We start from the raw sequence: 19479 nt of genomic DNA, 5'->3' as shown, positions 1-19479 counted from the left end.
GGCTGGCGAAGCCCCGTTCACGGCCGTGAACGGGGCTTCACTGCCTGCCGGTCAGCGCAGGACGATATCCACCGGGTTCGCTTCCGACCGCCAGGCGCCTTCCTCCCCCGGCCGGGGCCGGATCACCGGCGCAGTGAGGACACCGGAGCGGTTGGTGCGCCGGTCCCGGAGGATCTCGGTCACAGATCCCAGATGCCGGGACAGGTCGATCACGTTCTCCGGAGCCGCCAGCAGCAGCTGGAAACCGAACTCGTGCAGCGCCTTGATCCCGGCGCCCGCAAACTCCTCCGAGGCGAGCACGAAGGCCTCGTCCATCATCACGGTGCCGTAAGTGGTGAAACCCTGCTCGGCAATGCCCAGTTGGTAGCTCAGGGCCGCAGCCATGATGAAGGCGGTGAACCGCTGCCGCTCGCCGCCGGACATGGACCCTGTATCGGCGTGCATGAACACTTCGGTCTTCTTGCCGCCGCGCGGACCGGTGACTTCCCGGTGCTCCTTGCACTGGATAAACAGGTGCCCGCGAACGTCCAGCACCTCGGCCCGCCAGCGCCGGTCCTCGGGCGCCTGGGAACCGAGCCTCTTCACCAGGGTTTCCAGGGACTTGTAGCGGGCGGTGAGCTCGCCGTCGTCGTCCGCCTGGGTACCGGCACCTTCCACCCGGCCCGCCTCGGCCTTCCCCGGCCGGGTGTGGCGGGCCTTCAGGGCGTTCTGGATGGCGTCCTTGAACTGCTTGGCCGTGGGCGGCAGCGTCTGTTTGATGTCCAGTTCCAGGTAGCTGCCCTCGTGGAAGTTAACCTGCGAGAGGATGCCGTTCAGGGGCAGGATGCGGCTGGTGATGGAGCGGCGTTCCTCGTCCAGCAGGTGCAGCAGCGTACTGAAGGACTCGTGCGTGCGCTGGTTGAAGAACTGCCGGAACTCCGCCTCCTGAGCGGGCAGGCCGTCGTTCACGATCGCGTGGTAGCGCGCCTCGAACTCGCCGGCCGCGCCGATGCTGGTGCCGTGGTCGGCCGAGATGGCGCTGCCCCATTCGCGCACAAAGCCTTCGAAAATCCGGGTGAGCTTCTCGGCCGTGGCCTGTCCCCGCGACTCCGCGGAGTGCAGTTCGCCCAGCAGGGCGGTCCGGACCCGGTTGGCCAGGTTGTCCAGCTCGTGCATTTCCGTGATGTCGCCGAAGTCGGCGAAGTAGGGTTCCAGGGCTGTGACGGTGGCGTCCGACGGCGGCGCCTGGGCCAGGCGGTCACGCGCGGCTTCCAGCAGGGTGTCCGCGCCGGTCAGCTGGCGGTCCAGTGCCTTGTATTCGCTCTGCAGGACCGCGGCGGACTCGGTGCTGGACTGGTGCTTCTGCCGGGCTTCCTCGATGGTGGCCCGGAGCGGCTCCAGGTCAGCCTGGGCAGCAAGGGCGTCCTTGAGCCGCTGCTCGATCCGTGCCAGCTCATCGGCGGCAACCGCGGCGGATACCTGTTCCCAGGGGCGGTCGTCCTCGGCGATCCGGCGCAGGGCGTCGAGCTGCCTGCTCATGCCCTGGTGCGAGTCCTCGCGGCTCTGGGCCAGTTCGGCGGCCTTGGCCACTTCCTGCCGGAGGTCCTCCACCTGACCGGCAACCAGTTCTAGCTTGGCTGCGTTGTCGAAGCCGAGAACGTAGTCCTGCCGGCTGGTGAAGCGGTCGTCTTTTTCCACGGTGTGGCGGTTGCGCTTGACCACGCCGCCCAGGCTGAGGCCTTTGTCCAGGGAGGCGAGTTCGTCCGGGTTTTCCACGCAGGGGTAGGCGAAGTCGAGGGCGATCCGCTCGCGGACCCACTCCCCGGCCTCGGCGGCCGCACCCGAGGCAAGGATGTCCAGTTTGGTGAGCAGGTCGCCGTCGCGGGCGTCCTCCACGGCGAGGGCGCCGCCGGCGAGCGGTTTGGAGACGTCCACCGCCCGCAGCGCACCGCGGACGTTGTGATCGTTGAGGTAGCGGGTCACGGCGCCGAAGTGCTCGCCGGGCACCAGCAGCGTGGTGGCCAGGCTGCGGAGTGCACGCTCCGCGGCGGGACGCCACCGTTCCTCCCCCTCGGCGAGGTCCATGAGCTCACCGGCGAAGGGCATGCGGTCCTCGGGGATGCCGGTTGCCGCGGCAATGGCGGCGCGGTTTTCGATGCTCGACGGCGGCAGCAGGGATTTGCGCGTCTTCAGCGAGACGAGTTCCTGCTCAGCCGCGGCCAGTTCGCGTTTCCGGGCAGCATGCGCGTCGAATGCCTCGAAGCGCAACTCCTGCAGGGCCTGCGAGTCATCCTTCAGCTCGGCCGAACGGGCCGCTGCATGCTCGTGCGCCTGTTCCCAGCCGGCGGCGCTCCACTCAAGCTGCAGGCCGGCGTCGGCCAGTGCCTGCTGGGCCGCCTCCTCCACCTGCTGGCGGAGCTTCAGGCCAACCCGGGCGTTGTCCAGTGACTGCTCGATCGCGGAAATCGCGTTGCCGCCCTGGTTGTTGTAATCGGCTTCCAGCTCCCGCAGTTCCTTGGCGAGGCCGTCCCGGACCGCCCGCTCGGCACCGAGTTCCTTGGCCTTCGCCTGCGCCAGCTCACGGAAACGGACCAGCGTCTTCTGGTGCACCGTGACGGCCAGCTGCTGCCGGTACGCCTCGAATTCCCCTCCCACCAGCTCCCGGAGCCGGTTCGCGTCCAACAGCGACTGCGCGTATTCCCTGTTGAGCCCGGGGACCGGTGCCAGCTGGTCGCGCTGCTGCCGGACGTCCTCCAGCCGCTGGCGGATGGACATCAGGTTGCTGAATTCCTCCACCACGTCGTCCGCGGCGGCCAGCGTCGCCGGGGCGTCCAGGACCTGGTCACGGAAGAAGGTGTTGACGCTGCCGCCGAGGCCCTTTCCCGCCTGGATGACGCGCAGCAGGGGCAGCGCCTGGTCCGAGCTGATCCCCAAAAGGCGCCGGAACCGCTCCGCGAATGCCTTGTGCACGTCGAACACCTGGGCGTGAGGAAAGAGCGTCTCCAGGGCGCCCTTGGTGAAGCGCTTGTCCGCGATGCCCTCGAGCGCCTCAAGGTCCAGGGGAACGTTGTCGATCAGGTAGAACCGGCCCACGCTCGACTCGGTGCCGTTCTTGGGCAGGTCGAACAGCGCTGAGACCGTCACCCGCGTGCCGGCGGCGTTGTCGAACGTCAGGGCGACGGCGGACCAGGTGGCGCCCGGGCGCTGGAAAGCACTCGCCGAGCCCTCACCCACGGCCTTGTCCCCCACCTTGCCGCGCATGTACGTGAACGTGGTCCGCTTGTCCTCCACGGCACCGCCCGACCGCTGCGCCGCCGCCTCGTTGGACCGCGGCCGGGCATCAAACACCCGCAGCATCGCATCGAACAGCGTGGACTTGCCCACGCCGGAGTTACCCGTCAGCAGCGTCCCGTTCCGGTCCACGTGCATCGTGTGCGCCCCGTGGAACGTCCCCCAGTTGACCACCTGCACCAACGCCAGCCGCATCTGCCCCGGGTTGGTCACGTCCCCCAACGGAAGCATGCTCGCGATCGTCACTTGGCTTCTCCTTCAGGTTCCCGTGCCGTGGCTGGGTACGACGACGGTGCTGCACCGTCGTCGCCATTCTCGTCCTCACCAGGGGCAGCATCGGCGTCGTCGTCCCCCGCGCCCTCCTCGTCAGAACCAGAGTCGTCGAGCTCGAGCATCGCTTCTGTGCCCGTAGGGTCTGCCGAAGCTGCTACCAGGGCCTCGATGTGGGCCGGGATGTCGCCGATGTTTTCGAAGGGGAGTGCCAGGGGCAGGGCGTTGGAGATGGTGTAGACGTCGTCCAGTCCGGTGGGGAGCAGTAGCTGGCGGGCCAGGAGCTTGGTGATGGCGCGGGTGACCACGTCCGAGTCGCGGAGGGCGTCCTGCTGGCCGGCGGGCTGGTAGTGCGCCACCAGGTCGGTGATTTCCTCGCGCGTGATGGTGGGATCGGTCTGGGCAGTGACGTGCCGGTCCAGCAGCAGGCGCAGCCGGAGCAGCACGATGGTTTCCACCCGGCTCAGGGCGCGCTGCTGGCGCAGGATGCTGGACCGGGTGTTGCCGCCGATCACCTCGGGATCCACCGGACGCAGGACGGCGATCTTCCGTTCATGGTCCAGCTGCAGGGTCAGGAACAGCTCGGAAAGGCGGCTGCGCAGGATCACCTGGTTGTCCAGGAGCACGGTCCAGAGCTTTTCGTCCCGGCCGCCGTCGATGTAGGGGCCCTTGAGGAGCTTCACCAGGGCCTGGCGCACCTTCATGGAAAGGACTCCGGTGTCGCCGGGAAACAGCGCAGCACCGTCGACGAAGGTGTCGCGGGGGGAAACGCTGAAAGGGCGCTCGGCCGCCGGTGCAGCCTCAGCTTCCGTCTGGATGTCCTCCGCTTCGTCCAGCCCGTTGTCGTGTGAAACCTCAGTCATCTGAATCCTTTGCGAGCGTGACCACCGGCAGGTAGGCCTTGCGGGTGGAGCCGTCTATCTGTTCGAAGTCCAGGCCATCCCAAGCGCGGCGGTCGAAGTCCGCCCCCGCGTGGAGGGCCTCCGACAACAGTGCCCGGATGGAGTTGATGTGCTGCTCTTCGGCGGGCAGCTGATGCCAGGCGTCGGCAAGGGTTGTAGCCCCCGCCATGGCTGCCCGGACCACCGCCGGCTTGGCCTTGCCGGTCCTCGGCGAACGCACCCGGTCCGAGTCGGTGAAGGCGATGGGATCGGCCAGGCGGGGCGGTGCCGCGAACTCGTCCGGATCGAAAAGCTTCACCATCGACATTGACTCGAAGCCGGCGTTGTAGAGGACAGGCCCGGGAACCAGGCCGGGGCGTTCCCGCTCGTAAGGGAGGGAACGGATGGCCTGCTCCGCTTCGCGCAGAACCTGACGCAGCCTGACCGACTGGCGGAAATCGTCGCTCTGGACGTACGTGTTGAGGCTCTCGCTGAGCTTGCCGTAGATGCGCTGGATCTGGCTGTGCTGCTGGCGGAGCTCGGCCACCAGGTTCTTCAGTGTTTCCCGGTCATCCGGCGAAAGGTCGTCAGCGAACTGCCGGCTCAGGACCTCGCCGATCGCAGACCGGAAGCGAAGCTGCTGCTGGGGATCCTCCAGGAACGCGGTGAACGACCGGAACGTCCTGCCTTCCGGGCTTTGGCGGAGCCGCTTGTCCGCTTCCAGGACCTGGGCCATGGTGGCGCCCTTGGTCAGCGACTCCTCGATGATCTGGTTGCGGAGCCCGCCCACCAGCTCCTCGATCCGGTCACGCATCTTCTTGTAGTCGGCGGGGAGGCTGGCGGCCAGGTCCAGGATGTTCCCTGCGGCCTCAACGGCTTCGTCGTCGTCCAGCAGGCCGTCGAACTCGCCGCTGCTGATGTCCTGGATCAGCAGCTGGCGCTCTTCGATTTCCTCTTCCAGGGCCTCAAGCCTGGCGCTCTGGTCCGGGTTGGTCTCATTGGCGAGCTTTTCCACGTCCCCCAGCAGCGTGCCCAGGCGCGAACCATTCAGGGTGGACCGCTCGCTGGACAGGCTGTCCAAGAAGGCCAGCACGCGGGCGGCCGGCTCGGTGGCTTCATAAACGATCTGGCCGGACTGGTTCCGCCGGGTCAGGAACTGCCGCCGGGTCCACTCATCGCCGAACGCCTTCCCGTTGGCCCCTCCTCCCAGCCCCGGTTCCTGGCGCCGGAGCTCCTCAAGGAAGGTGTCGACGTCGGCATGGAATTCCTCCAGCGGCACCTGCGGCCTGATGCGGGTGAAGGATGCCTGCAGCACCGCGATCACCCACGGCGCCGAGCGCGTCAGGGCCCAGGCGGGTCCCTTGGTGAGGAGCTCGAGGTCCCGGAGCCGGGCGCTGATGGCGTCAGCGGATGACCTGGCGGAGCGGGGCACACACTCTCCTTGGGCTGTTGGCTGTGGACTGTTCCGGGGGCTGGGCAGGGGCGGTCCGACATGGCCGGACCGGAAAACTGCCAACTACAAGGTTAACGCAGGCCGCCGCGACCGCTTTGTGACCTACCTGTAGGTAGTGTTTCGATCCCGTATCAACAGGGGCCGCCGTCCGCGCCGGGTCTGGCTGGGCCCGCGGCCGTCCACCTACGCTTCTGATACCGGTCTTCAAGCCAGCAGTCTTTCGCAAGCAATGTCGCAGCAGGGGGATACATGCAGTTCGATCTAAGCTCCGTGGAAACAGCCACTTTGGTCTTCATCGGGACACTGGTGTTCGGTGCGGTCCTGGCCGGATTCGTCCTGACGGCCGGGCTGGTGGCCCTGGTGGTGCTGGGCGCGGGCAAGCTCACCTGGATGGTTGTGGTCAACACGCTCATGGCGGTGGTCCACGGGATCAATTCAGGGTGGGACAAATTGGTCCACCGTGCTTCCGCCGTCGAGCTTCCCGGGGACTTCCAGGGCCAGCCGGCCCCTAGCACCGGAACCTACCCGCGGGTAATCTTGAGGGACAGCTGAAGGGTTCTCCAACCCGGCGGATCCATGGCTACACCGGCCAATCCGGCCAAGGAGATAACCCATGACCTCCGCAACTGACAGCCAGGCCAAAGACGCCCCGGCTGAAGAAACCCCCGTACCCGCCGGCAACATCGGCGCCGGAGCCACCGCAGAAGATGCCCGGGCCGTCGCCGAGGCCGCCCGGGAATCGGGCTGGGACCGTCCCAGCTTCGCCAAAGGCCTCTACCTGGGCAACTTTGACCTGGACCTGGTCCACCCCTGGCCGGCAGCGGACCCAGCCTCCGTCCGGAAGGGCGAGGAGTTCATGGCCCGGCTGACCGATTTCGCCCGGACCATGTCAGGGCGCGTTATTGAGCGGGACGCGAAGATTCCCGACGAATACATCAAGGACCTGGCGGCCCTGGGCGTCTTTGGCATGAAGATCCCGGAGGAATACGGCGGCCTGGGCCTCTCCCTGGTGTACTACGGACGCGCCCTTGCCCTGCTCGGAAGCGTGCACCCCAGCCTGGGCGCCCTGATTTCCGCCCACCAGTCAATCGGCGTCCCCGAGCCCGTGAAGGTCTTCGGGACACCCGAACAGAAGCGCGAGTACCTGCCACGGTGTGCCGCCGGGGCCGTCACGGCCTTCCTCCTCACCGAACCGGACGTGGGCAGCGACCCCGCCCGGCTGGGCAGCACGGCAACGCCCACGAACGACGGCGACGCGTACCTTTTGGACGGCGTGAAACTTTGGACCACCAACGGGGTGATCGCCGAGCTGGTGGTGGTCATGGCGGTGGTTCCGGCGCATACGGATGCTGGCGGTACCCGGCACAAGGGCGGGATCAGTGCGTTTGTTGTGGAGATGGACTCGCCTGGGATCACGGTGGAAAACCGCAATGCCTTCATGGGCCTGCGCGGCATCGAGAACGGCGTCACCCGCTTCCACCAGGTGCGGGTACCGGCCGCCAACCGGCTGGGGCGCGAGGGCCAGGGCCTGAAGATCGCACTGACCACGCTCAACACCGGCCGCCTGGCCCTGCCAGCGCTGTGCGTGGCATCGGGACGGTGGAGCCTGAAGATTGCCCGCGAGTGGTCCAATGCCCGCACCCAGTGGGGCAGGCCCGTGGGTGAACACGAGGCGGTGGGGAAGAAAATTGCCTTCATCGCTGCCTCGGCCTTTGCCCTGGACGCCGTGTTTGAGTTGTCCGCGGAACTTGCCGATGCCGGGCAGAAGGACGTCCGCATCGAGGCCGCGCTCGCCAAACTTTGGGCCACGGAAATCAGCTGCCAGATAGCCGACGAACTGGTTCAGGTCCGGGGTGGCCGCGGGTTCGAAACGGCGGAGTCGCTGGCCGCCCGCGGGGAACGCGCGGTGCCGGCCGAGCAGCAGCTGCGCGATCTCCGCATCAACCGGATCTTCGAGGGATCGTCGGAAATCATGCGGCTGCTGATTGCCCGGGAAGCGGTGGACGCCCACCTTGCCGCCGCGGGCGATCTCGCATCCCTCGATGCGAGCCTGTCCGACAAAGCCAAGGCCGCCGTCGGCGCGTCCGGCTTCTACGCCAAGTGGCTGCCCAAGCTGGTGGCGGGTGCGGGCATGGACCCGCGGTCCTACGGTGAATTCGGGCGGCTGGCCAAGCACCTTCGGTTCGTGGAACGTTCGTCGCGGAGGCTCGCCCGCCAGACGTTCTATGGCATGGGCCGGTGGCAGGCCAAACTCGAGCGCAAGCAGGCGTTCCTCGGGCGCGTGGTGGACATCGGTGCCGAACTATTCGCCATGACCGCATGCTGCTCCCGCGCCGAAATGCTCCTGAAGACCTCCCCTGACAAGGCAGCCAGCGCCTACGAACTCGCCGACGCCTACTGCGAGCAGGCGAGGGTGCGGGTGGACGAATACTTCGACCAGCTGTGGCGGAACACGGACGATGCCGACCAGGCCCTGACACGCAAAGTCCTCGCCGGTGACTACACGTGGTTGGAGGCGGGGGTCGTGGACCAGTCCGAAGGGACCGGCCCGTGGATCGCCGACGCCTCTCCCGGCGCATCAACCAAGGAGGACCTGCACCGGAAATACCGGTAAAATCGCAGGTCACAAAGTAGTAAGCACGCTTGCTATCACCCGGGGCGGGTGGTTGAGTTGAGTCATGAGCAGCTCAACGGACCCAGAGAACCTGCCTCCCCGGCGCGCCCGGGAGGACGACACCACCCGCAGCGGAAGTTACCGGGACGCAAGCGCGGACGACGCCGCCACGCGCTCGTTTGACCAGGCACCGGCCCGGGAAGGAGTCCGCGCCCGCGAAGGGGCGGTCACCCGTGAAGGCGAAGCCGTGCGCCCGGCGGAACGCGACCGCGCCCTGAACCGTGACCGCGGTGCGGACCTCAGCGCGGAGCGGGAGTACCGGCCGGCTCCCACTACGGCGACTCCCGTGGTGGACCCCACGCTCGCGGACAGGGAAACCGCAGTGGCGCGCCAGAAGGAGCGGTTCGGCGGCATCAAGGTTGGCTCCGCCTTCTTTGGCTGGCTGGCCGCCACCGGCATGGCCGTCCTGCTGACCGCCCTGGTGGCGGCAGCCGGGACAGCCGTCGGCCTGGCGAACAACACCGATGTCAACGAGGCAGTGAACCAGGCCGCCCAGAACAGCGGCACGGTGGGTCTGGTGGGGATCATCGTCCTGCTGGTGATCCTGTTCCTTTCCTACTACTGCGGCGGTTACGTTGCCGGCCGCATGGCCCGCTTCAACGGCGCCAAGCAGGGCCTCATGGTGTGGGCCTGGGCCCTGATCGCAGCGATCGTCGTGGCCATCCTTGGGCTCGTGGCCGGCCAGCAGTTCAATGTCCTGGCCAACCTGAACAGCTTCCCCCGCATCCCCATCAACGAAGGACAGCTAACCACCACCAGCATCATCGCTGCGATCGTGGTGGCACTGGTTGCCCTCGTGGGCGCTGTGCTGGGCGGCCTGGCGGGCATGCGGTTCCACCGGAAGGTTGACCGTGCCGGCTTCACCCCGGACAGCGAGTATTACGACGACGACGAGTAGTCAGGCGAGAATGTCGCCATCCACGTAGAGCCAGCGCCCGTGCTCCCTGACGAACCTGCTGCGTTCGTGAAGGATCCCGCGTTCGCTTCCATGCCGGTAGTGCGCCTTGAACTCCACCGTGCCCTCGGTGTCGAACGGTCCACCACCGGAGGAAGAGACGATATCCAAGCGGCGCCACTCCATGGCAGCGTCCAGGTCCAGGGCCGCCGGTGCGGTGGATGGATGGTGGGTGCGAAGCAAATAGCCCTCGTCCAGCAGGGCAAAAGCTGCGTACCGGGAACGCATCAACTGTTCCGCCGTGGCGGCCTCCGCACTGCCCGAATGGAACCGGCCGCAGCAGTCCGCGTAAGGGTCGCCGGACAGACATATGCACTTTGCGGAATCTATTGATGCGGTCACCCGGTGATGCTGTCATATCCGGTAACAGCTTCGCTACAACCTGGGACAGGGCCACGCCTGCCGGGGCACGGCCGGGCAAAAATCCGTAAGGTGGAGAAGGAGTCCGCAGCCGGCGCTGTTCGCCGCAGCGGGCGCAGGATGCAGGCAGAGAGGAGAGATGGCGTGGAGCACCCGGACACTCTCGTCCTCAACCTGACTTTCCTGGGCACCATGGGCCTGGCCCTCCTGATGTTCCTGGTCCTCTTCCTGCTCGGCGTCATCACCCTGGTCCTTGCCGGCCTGGGCCGCCTCACCGCCGTCATCCTCATGACCCTGTTCGGGCGGGCCCCCGGCAAACGCGATTCCATCGGTTTTTCCGGCGCACCTGCCAGGCAGGGCCGCCCCCGCAGGACGCTCTGGGAACGCACCGCCGCGCTGAAGCCGGAGCGGCTCAAGGAGTCGCTCCGCACCGCCGTCGTACGCCATCCGAAGCTTGCCGCCGCCCGCCCCGAGCCGCCGGTCCTCGCCGAAGACTGGGCCTCCGCCGTTGCCCAGGCCGATAAGCGCGCCGAAGCCAGGGCGCGGGCCGAACGGCCGGAAATCAAGCTTTCCGTGCGGGATCTTCCGGACCCGGCCGTCCCTGCGGACAAGGTTTCCGAAGTGGCACCGCTGGTGGAGTCCGCCCTGCACAACCACCGGCCCCCGCACGAACTGCCGCGGTCCTTCAAGAAACCCCAGCCGCTCCATCCGCTGCCCCCGCTGGATACCGGGTCCCTAGTATCCCTGGCCGGTCCCCAGCAGGTACTCAAGGAGCAGTCCAAGGAGAATGGCTAAGCCCTTACCCTGAGCAACCATCTGGGTTAGCGTGAAACCCATGGAATTCAGATACCTCGGAAACAGCGGCTTCAAAGTCTCGGAAATCACCTTCGGCAATTGGCTGACGCACGGTTCGCAGGTGGAAAACGACGTCGCAACCCAGTGCGTGCGTGCGGCGCTCGACGCGGGCATCAGCACCTTCGACACCGCGGACGTCTACGCCAACACCGCCGCTGAAACCGTATTGGGCCACGCGCTCAAGGATGAGCGCCGCGAGTCCGTGGAGATCTTCACCAAAGTCTTCGGCCCCACCGGCCCCAAGGGCAAGAACGATCTTGGTTTGTCCCGCAAGCACATCATGGAATCCATCAACGGCTCGCTGCGCCGGCTGCAGACGGACTATGTGGACCTGTACCAGGCCCACCGGTACGACTTCGAAACGCCGCTGGAAGAGACCATGCAGGCGTTCGCGGACATCGTCCGGCAGGGCAAGGCGCTCTACATCGGGGTAAGCGAGTGGACCGCCGATCAGCTCCGCGAGGGCCACAAGCTGTCCAAGGGATTGGGCTTCCAGCTCATCTCCAACCAGCCGCAGTACTCCATGCTGTGGCGGGTAATCGAGGCCGAGGTGGTTCCGGCGTCGGAAGAGCTGGGCGTGTCCCAGATTGTCTGGTCGCCCATGGCCCAGGGTGTCCTGAGCGGCAAGTACCTGCCTGGCCAGCCCGCCCCCGAGGGCAGCCGCGCCACGGATGAAAAGGGCGGCGCCAAGATGATCCAGCGGTGGATGCGCGACGACGTCCTCGCCGCCGTGCAGGAACTGAAGCCCATTGCCCAGGAGGCCGGCCTCACCATGCCGCAGCTGGCCGTTGCCTGGGTGCTGCAAAACCCCAACGTGGCGTCCGCCATTGTGGGTGCCTCCCGGCCCGAGCAGATTGCCGACAGCGTGGGTGCCGCCGGAGTGAAGCTGGAGGCGGAGGTCCTCAAGAGGATTGACGACGCCGTCGGAGGGCTCGCCGAACGCGACCCGGCGCAGACCAAGTCGCCGGCCACCCGGGAAGCCTAAGTGGCGTCCACGTCGGAACTGCCGGCCCTTGCTGTCACCGGGTCCACCGGAGGCCTGGGCGGAATGGTGGCACGGCAGCTTGCCGGGTCCGGTTTCGCCCAGCGCCTGCTGGTCCGGGACGCCGCGCGCGCCCCGCAGCTGGAGGACGCGCATCCTGTGGTGTGTTCCTACGGAGATGGCGCTGCCTCCCGGCAGGCTCTGGACGGGGCGAAGGTGCTGTTCATGGTCTCTGCGGCGGAGGCCGAAGACCGCCTGCAGCAGCATTACGCGTTCGTGGATGCAGCGGCCGCTGCCGGGGTGGAGCACGTGGTGTACACGTCCTTCTACGGAGCGGCCCCGGATGCAACCTTCACGCTGGCCCGGGACCACTTCGCCACCGAGGAGCGGATCAAGGCGTCCGGGATGGGGTACACCTTCCTGCGCGACAACTTCTACCTGGATTTCCTGCCGCTGATGACCGGAGAAGACGGTGTGATCCGCGGACCTGCCGGAGACGGCGTCTTCTCCGGCGTGGCCCGAGAGGACATTGCCCGCTGCGCGCACGCCGTGCTGCGGGATCCTGCCATCCACAAGGGCAAGACCTACCACCTGACCGGTCCGGAGGAACTGAGCATGGCGCAGGCCGCCGAGGTGCTGAGCGCCGGCACGGGTCGGGACGTGCGGTACCACGCGGAGTCGGTGGAGGAAGCCTACGCGTCGCGGGCCTCCTACGGCGCCCCGCAGTGGCAGCTGGACGCCTGGGTCAGCACCTACACGGCCATGGCCGCCGGGGAAATGGCGGGACTTTCGCCGGATGTGCAGGGGCTGACCGGGCAGGATCCCATCAGCCTGGCCGAATTCCTCACCCGGCCGGTGCTGTAACCCGGATAATTTCGTTGACGCGCGGCTGGGCCCGGCGTAGACCTGTGGCGGGGGCCTTAGTCCGCCGAGCAGAATCGCACCGCCATGAAGTCCAGCAACCAGCAGTCCACCCGGCAGGAGCCGTCACCGGTCTCTGCCACCGCCGCCGAGCCTACGGCTGGCCCGCTGACCCGGGAGGAACTGCAGCTCGCGGCCCGCAACCATTCGATGCCGCTGGAGGCGCTGCGCCGCGAGGTCACGCCGCCCGGGCTCCACTACGTGCTCACGCATTTCGATATTCCCGACCTGGACGCCTCTTCCTGGCACCTGCGGATCGGGGGTGCGGTGGAACGCGCCCTGGAACTGGGCATGGCCGCTCTCCGCAGGGACCCGGCAATCACCGTGCCGGTGACCCTCGAATGCGCGGGCAACGGCAGGTCGCTCCTGGAACCGCGACCCTTGAGCCAGCCCTGGGTCATGGAGGCGGTGGGCACCGCGCACTGGACCGGAGTGCCGCTGGCCTATCTCCTCGGCAAGGCCGGGGTGCTGCCGGACGCGGTGGAGGTGGTCTTCACCGGGGCGGACGCGGGCATCCAGGGAGGCGTCTCCCAGCAGTACGCGCGCAGCTTACCGATCCGTGAGGCGTTGCGTCCCGACGTCGTCCTTGCCTACAAAATGAACGGCACTGACCTGCCGCCGCAGCACGGCTACCCGCTGCGGCTGGTGGTCCCGGGCTGGTACGGGATGGCCAGCGTCAAGTGGCTGGCGTCCATCGAGGTGTCCAGGGCGCCGTTCGCAGGGTTCCAGCAGAAGGTTGCCTACCGCTACCAGGGCTCCGCGGACGACGCCGGCACCCCGGTTTCGCGGATCAGGGTGCGTTCGTTGATGGTCCCGCCGGGCGTCCCGGACTTCTTCACCCGGAAGCGGTTCCTGCGCGCGGGCCCGGTGATGCTGGAGGGTAGAGCCTGGTCCGGGGAAGGTGCGGTGACCGCCGTCGAGGTAGGGATTGACGGCACTTGGCTGCCGGCCCACCTGGATAAACCGGTGGGCGGTTACGCGTGGCGGAGGTGGAGCCTTCCGTGGGTCGCGGATCCCGGTGAGCATGTCCTGGCGTGCCGCGCCACGGACATTACCGGTGCCAGCCAGCCCCTTAAGCAGGCCTGGAACTACCAGGGGATGGGCAACAACGTGGTGCAGCGGGTCAGCGTGACGGTGGAGTGACGCTGGATCTGCTTCCTTGGCCGGCATACGCTGGGGCTATACTCGGTGCCAATCATGACCAGCCTCCCATCCGCTCCCGCCAGTGTCCGAATTGATGCGTGGCTGTGGGCAGTGCGCGCCTACAAGACGCGGTCTGCCGCCACCGCAGCCTGCCGCGCTGGGCACGTCCGCCTCAACGGCAGCCCCTCGAAAGCTTCGGCAACGCTGGTCACTGGCGACACCGTCACCGTCCGGATGCCCGGGTACGAGCGCATCCTTGAGGTGCGCCGCCTCATCGCCAAACGCGTGGGGGCGGAGGCGGCATCCCACTGCTTTACCGACCACACTCCCCCGCGCCCTGTCCTTCCGGCGCTGGGGTTGCCGCAGCGAGACCGCGGCGCCGGGCGTCCCACCAAAAAGGACCGGCGCGAGATGGATCGTCTGCGGGGATCTTCGTAGCTGACCTGTTGCCCATGTCAGGCACCCGCCTTGCTGCGTGCCTGCACCAGGTTGGCGAACGGCAACCGGCCAAATTCCGCAACGAAGGCAGCGTGGTAACCCGCTTCTGCGCCGTTCAGTTGGCCGGCCGGAAGTTCCTTCCACGCGATGGTCAGCGATTCCACGTCAGCGAGCTGCCAGACAAGCCGCCCGTCCCAGTGGCCTGGAGGCTTTCCCTGCCCGAAGTCAACGAACTCCTGGATCTGGCGCCGAAGTCCCCGGTTACCCTTGCTTCCGGGTCCTGCGTTCCCCACCTAAAGGACAACGGCGCCGTCCAACCACTCGGCGGCCAGCGCGGCGGCGGGCAGGGACGGGTCCTTCTTCTTGAAGACACCCGCGGTGCTTTTCATCAGGAATCGCGCCTGGAAATCTTCCGGCGCCAGGACCGCGAAGAGTCCTGTTCCCTGCGGTATCCGCATCGTCTCGAGGCTGCGGATGGGCCGGAAGCCGGCGAAGCCTTCGGCCTTGAGGCCCTTCCTGGTGAACTGCATAGTTCATTGAACAGCAGGCCTGGGACCGTTGCCGGGTTTTCCACATAGGGGTTTCGGGTGGCTGTGCTTGCCAGACCCTGGTGGAAGACTTTGGTTATGGAAGCGGTTTTGGAATCGGTGAGAGCAGACCGGGCGGCGCGATGGGCCGGACCGTCCGCTGTTGACGCCGTTTCACACCCACCTGCTGCTCCTTCGCTTGGCGATGTCCTGGACTTGTTGGCCCGTGTTCCGTTGGCTGCTGATGGTGCGGGTTTGATTGACCAGATCCGCGCGCTGGAGGATCTGAAGTGCCTGGCCGGTGCCCGGCAGGCGGAGACCGCTGTCGCCTTCGATCTGTCCCAGCGACAGGAACAGGCCGACGCCGGGGTCCCGGTTGCCGGGCAGGGCGCCGGGACCGCGGCGCAGATCGCCCTGGCAAGGCGGGAGTCCCCGGCGAAAGGGTCCCGGCTGCTCGGCCTGGCCAAGGCCCTGACCGGGATGCCCCACACCTTCACCGCGTTCCGGGGCGGGCTGCTGAATGAGTGGCGGGCCACCCTGATCGTGAAGGAAACCATCTGCCTCACGCCCGGGGACCGGGCCGGAGTGGATGAGGAACTCGCTGCCGATACCGGCGCCCTGGACGGTGCGGGAGATAAGGCGATCATCGCCGCCGTCCGTGCCGCGGCGTACCGGCGGGACCCGGCCTCGGTCGCCAAACGCGCGGCACGGGCCGTGAGCGAGCGGTGTGTGAGCCTGCGTCCGGCACCAGACACCATGACCTACCTGACCGCGCTGCTCCCGGTCGCCCAGGGCGTGGCCGCCTACGCCGCGCTCACGAAAGAAGCCGGCACGGCCCGTGCTGCCGGGGATGACCGGTCCCGCGGGCAGGTCATGGCCGACACCCTCGTCGAACGCCTCACCGGCACCCCCGGCGGCATCAGCGGGGTTCAGATCCAGCTCGTCATGACCGACCGCAGCCTCCTCCACGCCGACGCGGAACCAGCACGGCTCCCCGGCTACGGCACCATCCCGGCAGCCTGGGCGAGGGAAATCGCCCTCACTGGCGCCGGTGATAAGGACCTGGCTCTCTGGGTCCGGCGGCTCTACACCGCCCCGGGCAGCGGCGAGCTCGTTGCGATGGACTCCACAGCCCGGCTCTTCCCGGCAGGGCTGAAACGGTTCCTCCAGGTCCGGGACAACACCTGCCGGACCCCATACTGCGACGCCCCCATCAGGCACCACGACCACATCACCAGCTGGCACCACGGTGGACCCACCAGCGCCGATAACGGCCAAGGCCTCTGCGAAGCCTGCAACCACACCAAAGAAACCCCCGGCTGGACCGCCGTAACCACCCCCGGCCCGCGGCATACGGTAGCAACCACTACCCCCACCGGCCACACCTACAACTCCACCGCCCCACCACTCCCCGGCTCACCGATGCGCCAGGGCCATGCACACGGCAAGCAGTCAGGCCATTCTCAGGAACGCCGCCTAGCATTGGCCCGTGCCACCCCTTGAGATCCTCATTTCCTCCTGGCGACTCGATTGGGCCGCTGCAGCTTTCGTCGCGGTGACCGGCATCCTGTATGGGTGGGGTATGCACTCCGCAGCACTAGGCGGTCGTCGATGGCCGGTGTGGCGGGCTGTGGCGTTCTACGTCCTGGGTTTGGGCTCCTTTATCGTTCTCACCTGTGGCTTTACCGGGGTTTATGGCGCCGAGCAACGGTGGGCCTTCACCGTCAAGGTTTCCCTGCTGCTGTTTGTTGTCCCCCTGCTGATCGGACTTGGCAAACCCCTCACCCTGGCCCGGGCGGCTTTGCCGCCCAAGGACAGGTCGGCCCTGGACAACGTCCTGTCCAGCAGGCCGGTTCGATTCGTGAGCAACTCGTTCGGTGCGCCGCTGCTGGGCCTGGCACTCTTTTCCACTTTCCTCACGCCGGCCTTCTTCACGCTGCGGACCGACCCCGTAGCCGGCGCACTGCTCACCCTCGGAGTTCCTCTACTGGGAATGCTGATGGCGTTGCCCATCATCGAAGAGTCCGACTTCCAGCGGTCCAGCGCCTACCTGACCCTTGAATTCATGTTCGTCTTCATCGAGCTGCTGATCGACGCGGTCCCGGGCATCCTGCTGAGCCTCAACGGCCAGGTGCTCGACCATGTGATGTCTGTTCCCGATCCCCAATGGTGGTTCCGGGACGCCCTCCAGGACCAGCAGTTCGCCGGCAATCTGCTGTGGTTCATCTGCGAGGTCCTGGACCTGCCGTTGATCATCCTGATGTTCATCCGCTTCTCGCGCAGTGACAAAAGGGAAGCCGGCGCCTTCGATGAGCTAACGGATGAACAGCTCGATGAACTTCAAAACCAGCACCTGCGCGGGCGGCACTAGGCCAACTGGCAGCGGGCGGAGGCAACCTGGAGGTCTGCCCAAAATTGGGTGTGCCCACCCCTACCCGGGGAAGCGTAGAGTGACATAGGACGCCTGATTCTGGACGCCTCGCTGCCAAGGGAGAAATCGTGACGATTGATTGGGACGAAAAAAAGGCCCTGCTACAGGAACCGAACATCGCGAAGGTAACCCAACTTTGCGATGAACTGATGGAAAAGAAGCCCGGTTCCAATGTCCCCTATATCGATCCCGTCCACGACGAAGACGAGTGCCGAATCATCAGCCTCCAGGCGAGCCCCGGCAAGGGGACCGAGTCCGGGTTCGTCTCCCACAACAATGATGACGAAGCTGCCCGCAGGGCCACCCAGATCTATGAGCTCGCCGAGCTGGATCCCCGCTACGTCATGCCGTGGAACGCCTACCCCTGGGTCCGGGAGAGCGGCAGCCCCTCGGCATTGAGCGTCCAGGAAAAGACAGACGGTCTCCGGCCCTTCCGCCAGTTCCTCAAAATCAATTCCCGCGTATCGGCCATCATCGCGCACGGCACGGACGCCTCCACGTTCCTGACCCTCTTCGAGAAGACCTACCATTCTTCGTTGAAGAACAACGGCATCAAGATCTACAAGGCCTCCGCCCTCGGCGGCAGGGCCTTTGCTGTTTCCGAGGCCAAACAGGAGGAGCTGCTCACCAAGAGCGTCGAAACTTACCGCGACGCAATGCAGCGGGCGGGCATCCAACACCTTTAGTAAGGTCCCAGCTTCCTTTCAGCCATGCAGGTGCATACTCATAGGTACCCTGACCGGCTATAGAACCAGGCAGACCCTTGACGTCCCGTACCGACCCTTCCCCCGGGGCGGCGTCCCGAGCGGACGCCCCGGCCGTGGCACTGGCCATTGCCATCTTCCAGCTGCCCCGGATGCCGTTCCTGGCTAAATTCGGCCCCGTCCTGGCGCCCGAGGCCTGACGCGCTGCCATGTCGGGCTTCATTGACAGCCTCCTGAACGTCAGCCCGCTGGTGGCGTACATCGCCGTCTTCTGCCTGGTGTTCGCCGAGGACGCCTTGTTCGTCGGCTTCGTCATCCCCGGCGAAACCGCAGCCGTCCTGGGCGGAGTGGTGGCCAGCCGCGGCGAGGTGCAGCTGGGCGTCATGATGGCCCTGGCGGTGGCCGCCGCCATCATTGGCGACACTGTTGGCTACGAGGTGGGAAAGCACCTGGGCAGCCGCCTCGTGAAATCCAGGGCACTCGCCCGCCATGCTTCGAAGCTGGAAAACGCCCAGGACCTTCTGCGCCGCAGGGGTGGCTCCGCCGTGTTCCTGGGCCGCTTCACCGCCTTCTTCCGCGCCGTCATGCCCGCCCTGGCAGGTACCTCCCACATGCCCTACGGCAGGTTCTTTGCCTACAACGCCGCCGGGGGCCTGGTCTGGGGTATCGGCTTCGTCCTGCTGGGGTTCCTCGCCGGCAACTCCTACGAGGCCGTCGCCAAGACAGTCGGAGAGGAGCTCGCCATTGTGATCGCCGCAGTGGCAGTGGCGGCACTCGCCGTCTGGCACTTCCGCTCACGACGGCGGCGGCAGCGGCGGCGCCTGGCCGGCCAGCGGCGGGACAGTGCGCCAAATTCATAGGATGGTTTGACAGCAACTGTGACCAGTGCCATATTTAAGGCGTGAACCTGTCAGACAGCCGGACAGCAGGACAGCCTGCATTCCGTCCCCTTGCCCGGCTGAGCGCTGCCGAGGCAGTGTTCAACGCCATCCGCGGGGACATCGAGTCAGGCAACGTCCCGGTTGGCAGCAAACTCAGTTCGGAGGCCACGCTTTCCCAGCAGTACGGAGTAAGCCGCTCGGTGATCCGGGAGGCCCTCCGTTCCTGCACCGCCCTGGGCCTGACCGTCACCCGCACGGGCAAGGGCACGTTCGTCATCGCCAGCAAGGTGGCCAATGACCTCACCCTGGGCCAGTACTCCGCCCGCGACCTTACCGAAGCGCGCCCCCACATCGAAATTCCCGCTGCCGGGCTTGCCGCCGAGCGGCGCAAGGAAGAAGAACTCGATACCCTCCGCCACATCATGGGTGCCATGGTTACCGAAACCGACCTGGAATCGTGGGTGGCCCTGGATTCCAGCTTCCACGCCACGATTGCCCGTGCCAGCGGCAACAAGGTGTTCGCAAGCGTCGTGGCCGACATCCGGGACGCACTGGCACACCAATCCGAGACCTTGAACATGGTGGCAGACCGCCAGCACGCTTCAGACATCGAGCATCAGGAAATCCTTGCCGCCATAGACCGGCTCCGCGGAAAAGGCCCGCGCCGCCATGGCCCGCCATCTCGACGCCGTGGGCATAGCCCTGGACTCCATCCTCAACAGCTAGCAAGATCC

Annotated in this window: 17 protein-coding genes and 2 pseudogenes; 14 read left to right on the top strand and 5 right to left on the bottom strand. The window is 66.7% G+C overall.

The window, feature by feature from the left end; genetic code table 11:
• Positions 1 to 51: 51 nt before the first annotated feature.
• From ACFVTD_RS11635 to ACFVTD_RS11625, 3 genes are read right to left on the bottom strand one after another with little or no spacing between them, the layout of a single operon-like run.
• A complete protein-coding gene (locus ACFVTD_RS11635) occupies positions 52 to 3516 on the bottom strand; it encodes an ATP-binding protein (RefSeq protein WP_387562628.1) in 3465 nt (1154 codons plus the stop codon).
• Positions 3513 to 4403 carry a DUF4194 domain-containing protein gene (locus ACFVTD_RS11630; protein ID WP_387562625.1) on the bottom strand — a complete coding sequence of 297 codons (891 nt, stop codon included), beginning with the start codon at positions 4401 to 4403 and terminating at the stop codon, positions 3513 to 3515. Before ACFVTD_RS11630 ends, ACFVTD_RS11635 begins: the two co-directional genes overlap by 4 nt.
• The gene (locus tag ACFVTD_RS11625; protein ID WP_387562622.1) at positions 4396 to 5853 is read right to left on the bottom strand and encodes a DUF3375 family protein; all 1458 of its coding nucleotides are present in this window, start codon (positions 5851 to 5853) and stop codon (positions 4396 to 4398) included. The genes ACFVTD_RS11630 and ACFVTD_RS11625 overlap by 8 nt, the downstream gene beginning before the upstream one ends.
• A gap of 270 nt (positions 5854 to 6123) precedes the next feature.
• On the opposite strand from ACFVTD_RS11625, the gene ACFVTD_RS11620 reads away from it, so the two are divergent.
• The 3 genes from ACFVTD_RS11620 to ACFVTD_RS11610 all read left to right on the top strand — a co-directional run bounded on the left by ACFVTD_RS11620 (position 6124) and on the right by ACFVTD_RS11610 (position 9446).
• Positions 6124 to 6426 carry a hypothetical protein gene (locus ACFVTD_RS11620; protein WP_387562619.1) on the top strand — a complete coding sequence of 101 codons (303 nt, stop codon included), beginning with the start codon at positions 6124 to 6126 and terminating at the stop codon, positions 6424 to 6426.
• A gap of 61 nt (positions 6427 to 6487) precedes the next feature.
• On the top strand, positions 6488 to 8488 hold the full coding sequence (locus ACFVTD_RS11615; RefSeq protein WP_387562617.1) for an acyl-CoA dehydrogenase family protein: 2001 nt from the start codon (positions 6488 to 6490) through the stop codon (positions 8486 to 8488).
• A 64-nt stretch (positions 8489 to 8552) separates the two neighbouring features.
• Positions 8553 to 9446 carry a TIGR04086 family membrane protein gene (locus ACFVTD_RS11610; RefSeq protein WP_387562614.1) on the top strand — a complete coding sequence of 298 codons (894 nt, stop codon included), beginning with the start codon at positions 8553 to 8555 and terminating at the stop codon, positions 9444 to 9446.
• Here the strand turns inward: ACFVTD_RS11610 and ACFVTD_RS11605 are convergent, their stop codons facing one another.
• Positions 9447 to 9845 carry a YchJ family protein gene (locus ACFVTD_RS11605; protein ID WP_387562611.1) on the bottom strand — a complete coding sequence of 133 codons (399 nt, stop codon included), beginning with the start codon at positions 9843 to 9845 and terminating at the stop codon, positions 9447 to 9449.
• Positions 9846 to 10007: 162 nt separating this feature from the next.
• Between ACFVTD_RS11605 and ACFVTD_RS11600 the strand changes: the two genes are divergently transcribed.
• The 5 genes from ACFVTD_RS11600 (at position 10008) to ACFVTD_RS11580 (ending at position 14202) form a co-directional block, all read left to right on the top strand.
• The gene (locus tag ACFVTD_RS11600; protein ID WP_387562695.1) at positions 10008 to 10658 is read left to right on the top strand and encodes a hypothetical protein; all 651 of its coding nucleotides are present in this window, start codon (positions 10008 to 10010) and stop codon (positions 10656 to 10658) included.
• 40 nt (positions 10659 to 10698) lie between these two features.
• Positions 10699 to 11703, top strand: a complete 1005-nt coding sequence (locus ACFVTD_RS11595) for an aldo/keto reductase family protein (RefSeq protein ID WP_387562608.1) — start codon at positions 10699 to 10701, stop codon at positions 11701 to 11703.
• The gene (locus tag ACFVTD_RS11590; RefSeq protein ID WP_387562605.1) at positions 11704 to 12564 is read left to right on the top strand and encodes an SDR family oxidoreductase; all 861 of its coding nucleotides are present in this window, start codon (positions 11704 to 11706) and stop codon (positions 12562 to 12564) included.
• Positions 12565 to 12648: 84 nt separating this feature from the next.
• Positions 12649 to 13764, top strand: coding sequence for a sulfite oxidase (locus tag ACFVTD_RS11585; RefSeq protein WP_387562602.1), 1116 nt, complete (start codon positions 12649 to 12651; stop codon positions 13762 to 13764).
• Between the two features lie 54 nt (positions 13765 to 13818).
• Entirely contained in the window at positions 13819 to 14202 is a 384-nt protein-coding gene (locus tag ACFVTD_RS11580) for an RNA-binding S4 domain-containing protein (protein ID WP_387562599.1), read from the top strand.
• A 17-nt stretch (positions 14203 to 14219) separates the two neighbouring features.
• Here the strand turns inward: ACFVTD_RS11580 and ACFVTD_RS11575 are convergent.
• A pseudogene (locus ACFVTD_RS11575) lies at positions 14220 to 14732 on the bottom strand (hypothetical protein).
• A gap of 252 nt (positions 14733 to 14984) precedes the next feature.
• Here ACFVTD_RS11575 and ACFVTD_RS11570 point away from each other — a divergent pair.
• The 6 genes and pseudogenes from ACFVTD_RS11570 (at position 14985) to ACFVTD_RS11545 (ending at position 19471) form a co-directional block, all read left to right on the top strand.
• On the top strand, positions 14985 to 16232 hold the full coding sequence (locus ACFVTD_RS11570) for an HNH endonuclease (RefSeq protein WP_387562596.1): 1248 nt from the start codon (positions 14985 to 14987) through the stop codon (positions 16230 to 16232).
• The gene (locus ACFVTD_RS11565) at positions 16219 to 17100 is read left to right on the top strand and encodes a cytochrome c oxidase assembly protein (protein ID WP_387562593.1); all 882 of its coding nucleotides are present in this window, start codon (positions 16219 to 16221) and stop codon (positions 17098 to 17100) included. Before ACFVTD_RS11570 ends, ACFVTD_RS11565 begins: the two co-directional genes overlap by 14 nt.
• Positions 17101 to 17228: 128 nt before the next feature.
• The gene (locus ACFVTD_RS11560) at positions 17229 to 17846 is read left to right on the top strand and encodes a uracil-DNA glycosylase (protein WP_387562591.1); all 618 of its coding nucleotides are present in this window, start codon (positions 17229 to 17231) and stop codon (positions 17844 to 17846) included.
• Positions 17847 to 17923: 77 nt separating this feature from the next.
• Positions 17924 to 18064, top strand: a complete 141-nt coding sequence (locus ACFVTD_RS11555) for a hypothetical protein (protein WP_387562589.1) — start codon at positions 17924 to 17926, stop codon at positions 18062 to 18064.
• A 9-nt stretch (positions 18065 to 18073) separates the two neighbouring features.
• Positions 18074 to 18724 carry a DedA family protein gene (locus ACFVTD_RS11550; RefSeq protein ID WP_387562588.1) on the top strand — a complete coding sequence of 217 codons (651 nt, stop codon included), beginning with the start codon at positions 18074 to 18076 and terminating at the stop codon, positions 18722 to 18724.
• A 41-nt stretch (positions 18725 to 18765) separates the two neighbouring features.
• A pseudogene (locus ACFVTD_RS11545) lies at positions 18766 to 19471 on the top strand (FadR/GntR family transcriptional regulator).
• The last annotated feature ends 8 nt before the right edge of the window (positions 19472 to 19479 follow it).

Source organism: Pseudarthrobacter sp. NPDC058119 (assembly GCF_042884655.1).
GTDB lineage: Bacteria > Actinomycetota > Actinomycetes > Actinomycetales > Micrococcaceae > Arthrobacter.
Note: the sequence above shows the minus strand (reverse complement) of the source record. Positions and strands in the feature narration are given on the sequence as shown.

Bases quoted from the DNA above. Each gene is read 5' to 3' on its own strand.
- ACFVTD_RS11595 (WP_387562608.1), top strand. From the start codon at position 10,699: ATGGAATTCAGATACCTCGGAAACAGCGGCTTCAAAGTCTCGGAAATC.
- ACFVTD_RS11615 (WP_387562617.1), top strand. From the start codon at position 6,488: ATGACCTCCGCAACTGACAGCCAGGCCAAAGACGCCCCGGCTGAAGAA.
- ACFVTD_RS11610 (WP_387562614.1), top strand. From the start codon at position 8,553: ATGAGCAGCTCAACGGACCCAGAGAACCTGCCTCCCCGGCGCGCCCGG.
- ACFVTD_RS11620 (WP_387562619.1), top strand. From the start codon at position 6,124: ATGCAGTTCGATCTAAGCTCCGTGGAAACAGCCACTTTGGTCTTCATC.
- ACFVTD_RS11580 (WP_387562599.1), top strand. From the start codon at position 13,819: ATGACCAGCCTCCCATCCGCTCCCGCCAGTGTCCGAATTGATGCGTGG.
- ACFVTD_RS11585 (WP_387562602.1), top strand. From the start codon at position 12,649: ATGAAGTCCAGCAACCAGCAGTCCACCCGGCAGGAGCCGTCACCGGTC.
- ACFVTD_RS11630 (WP_387562625.1), bottom strand. From the start codon at position 4,403: ATGACTGAGGTTTCACACGACAACGGGCTGGACGAAGCGGAGGACATC.
- ACFVTD_RS11550 (WP_387562588.1), top strand. From the start codon at position 18,074: ATGTCGGGCTTCATTGACAGCCTCCTGAACGTCAGCCCGCTGGTGGCG.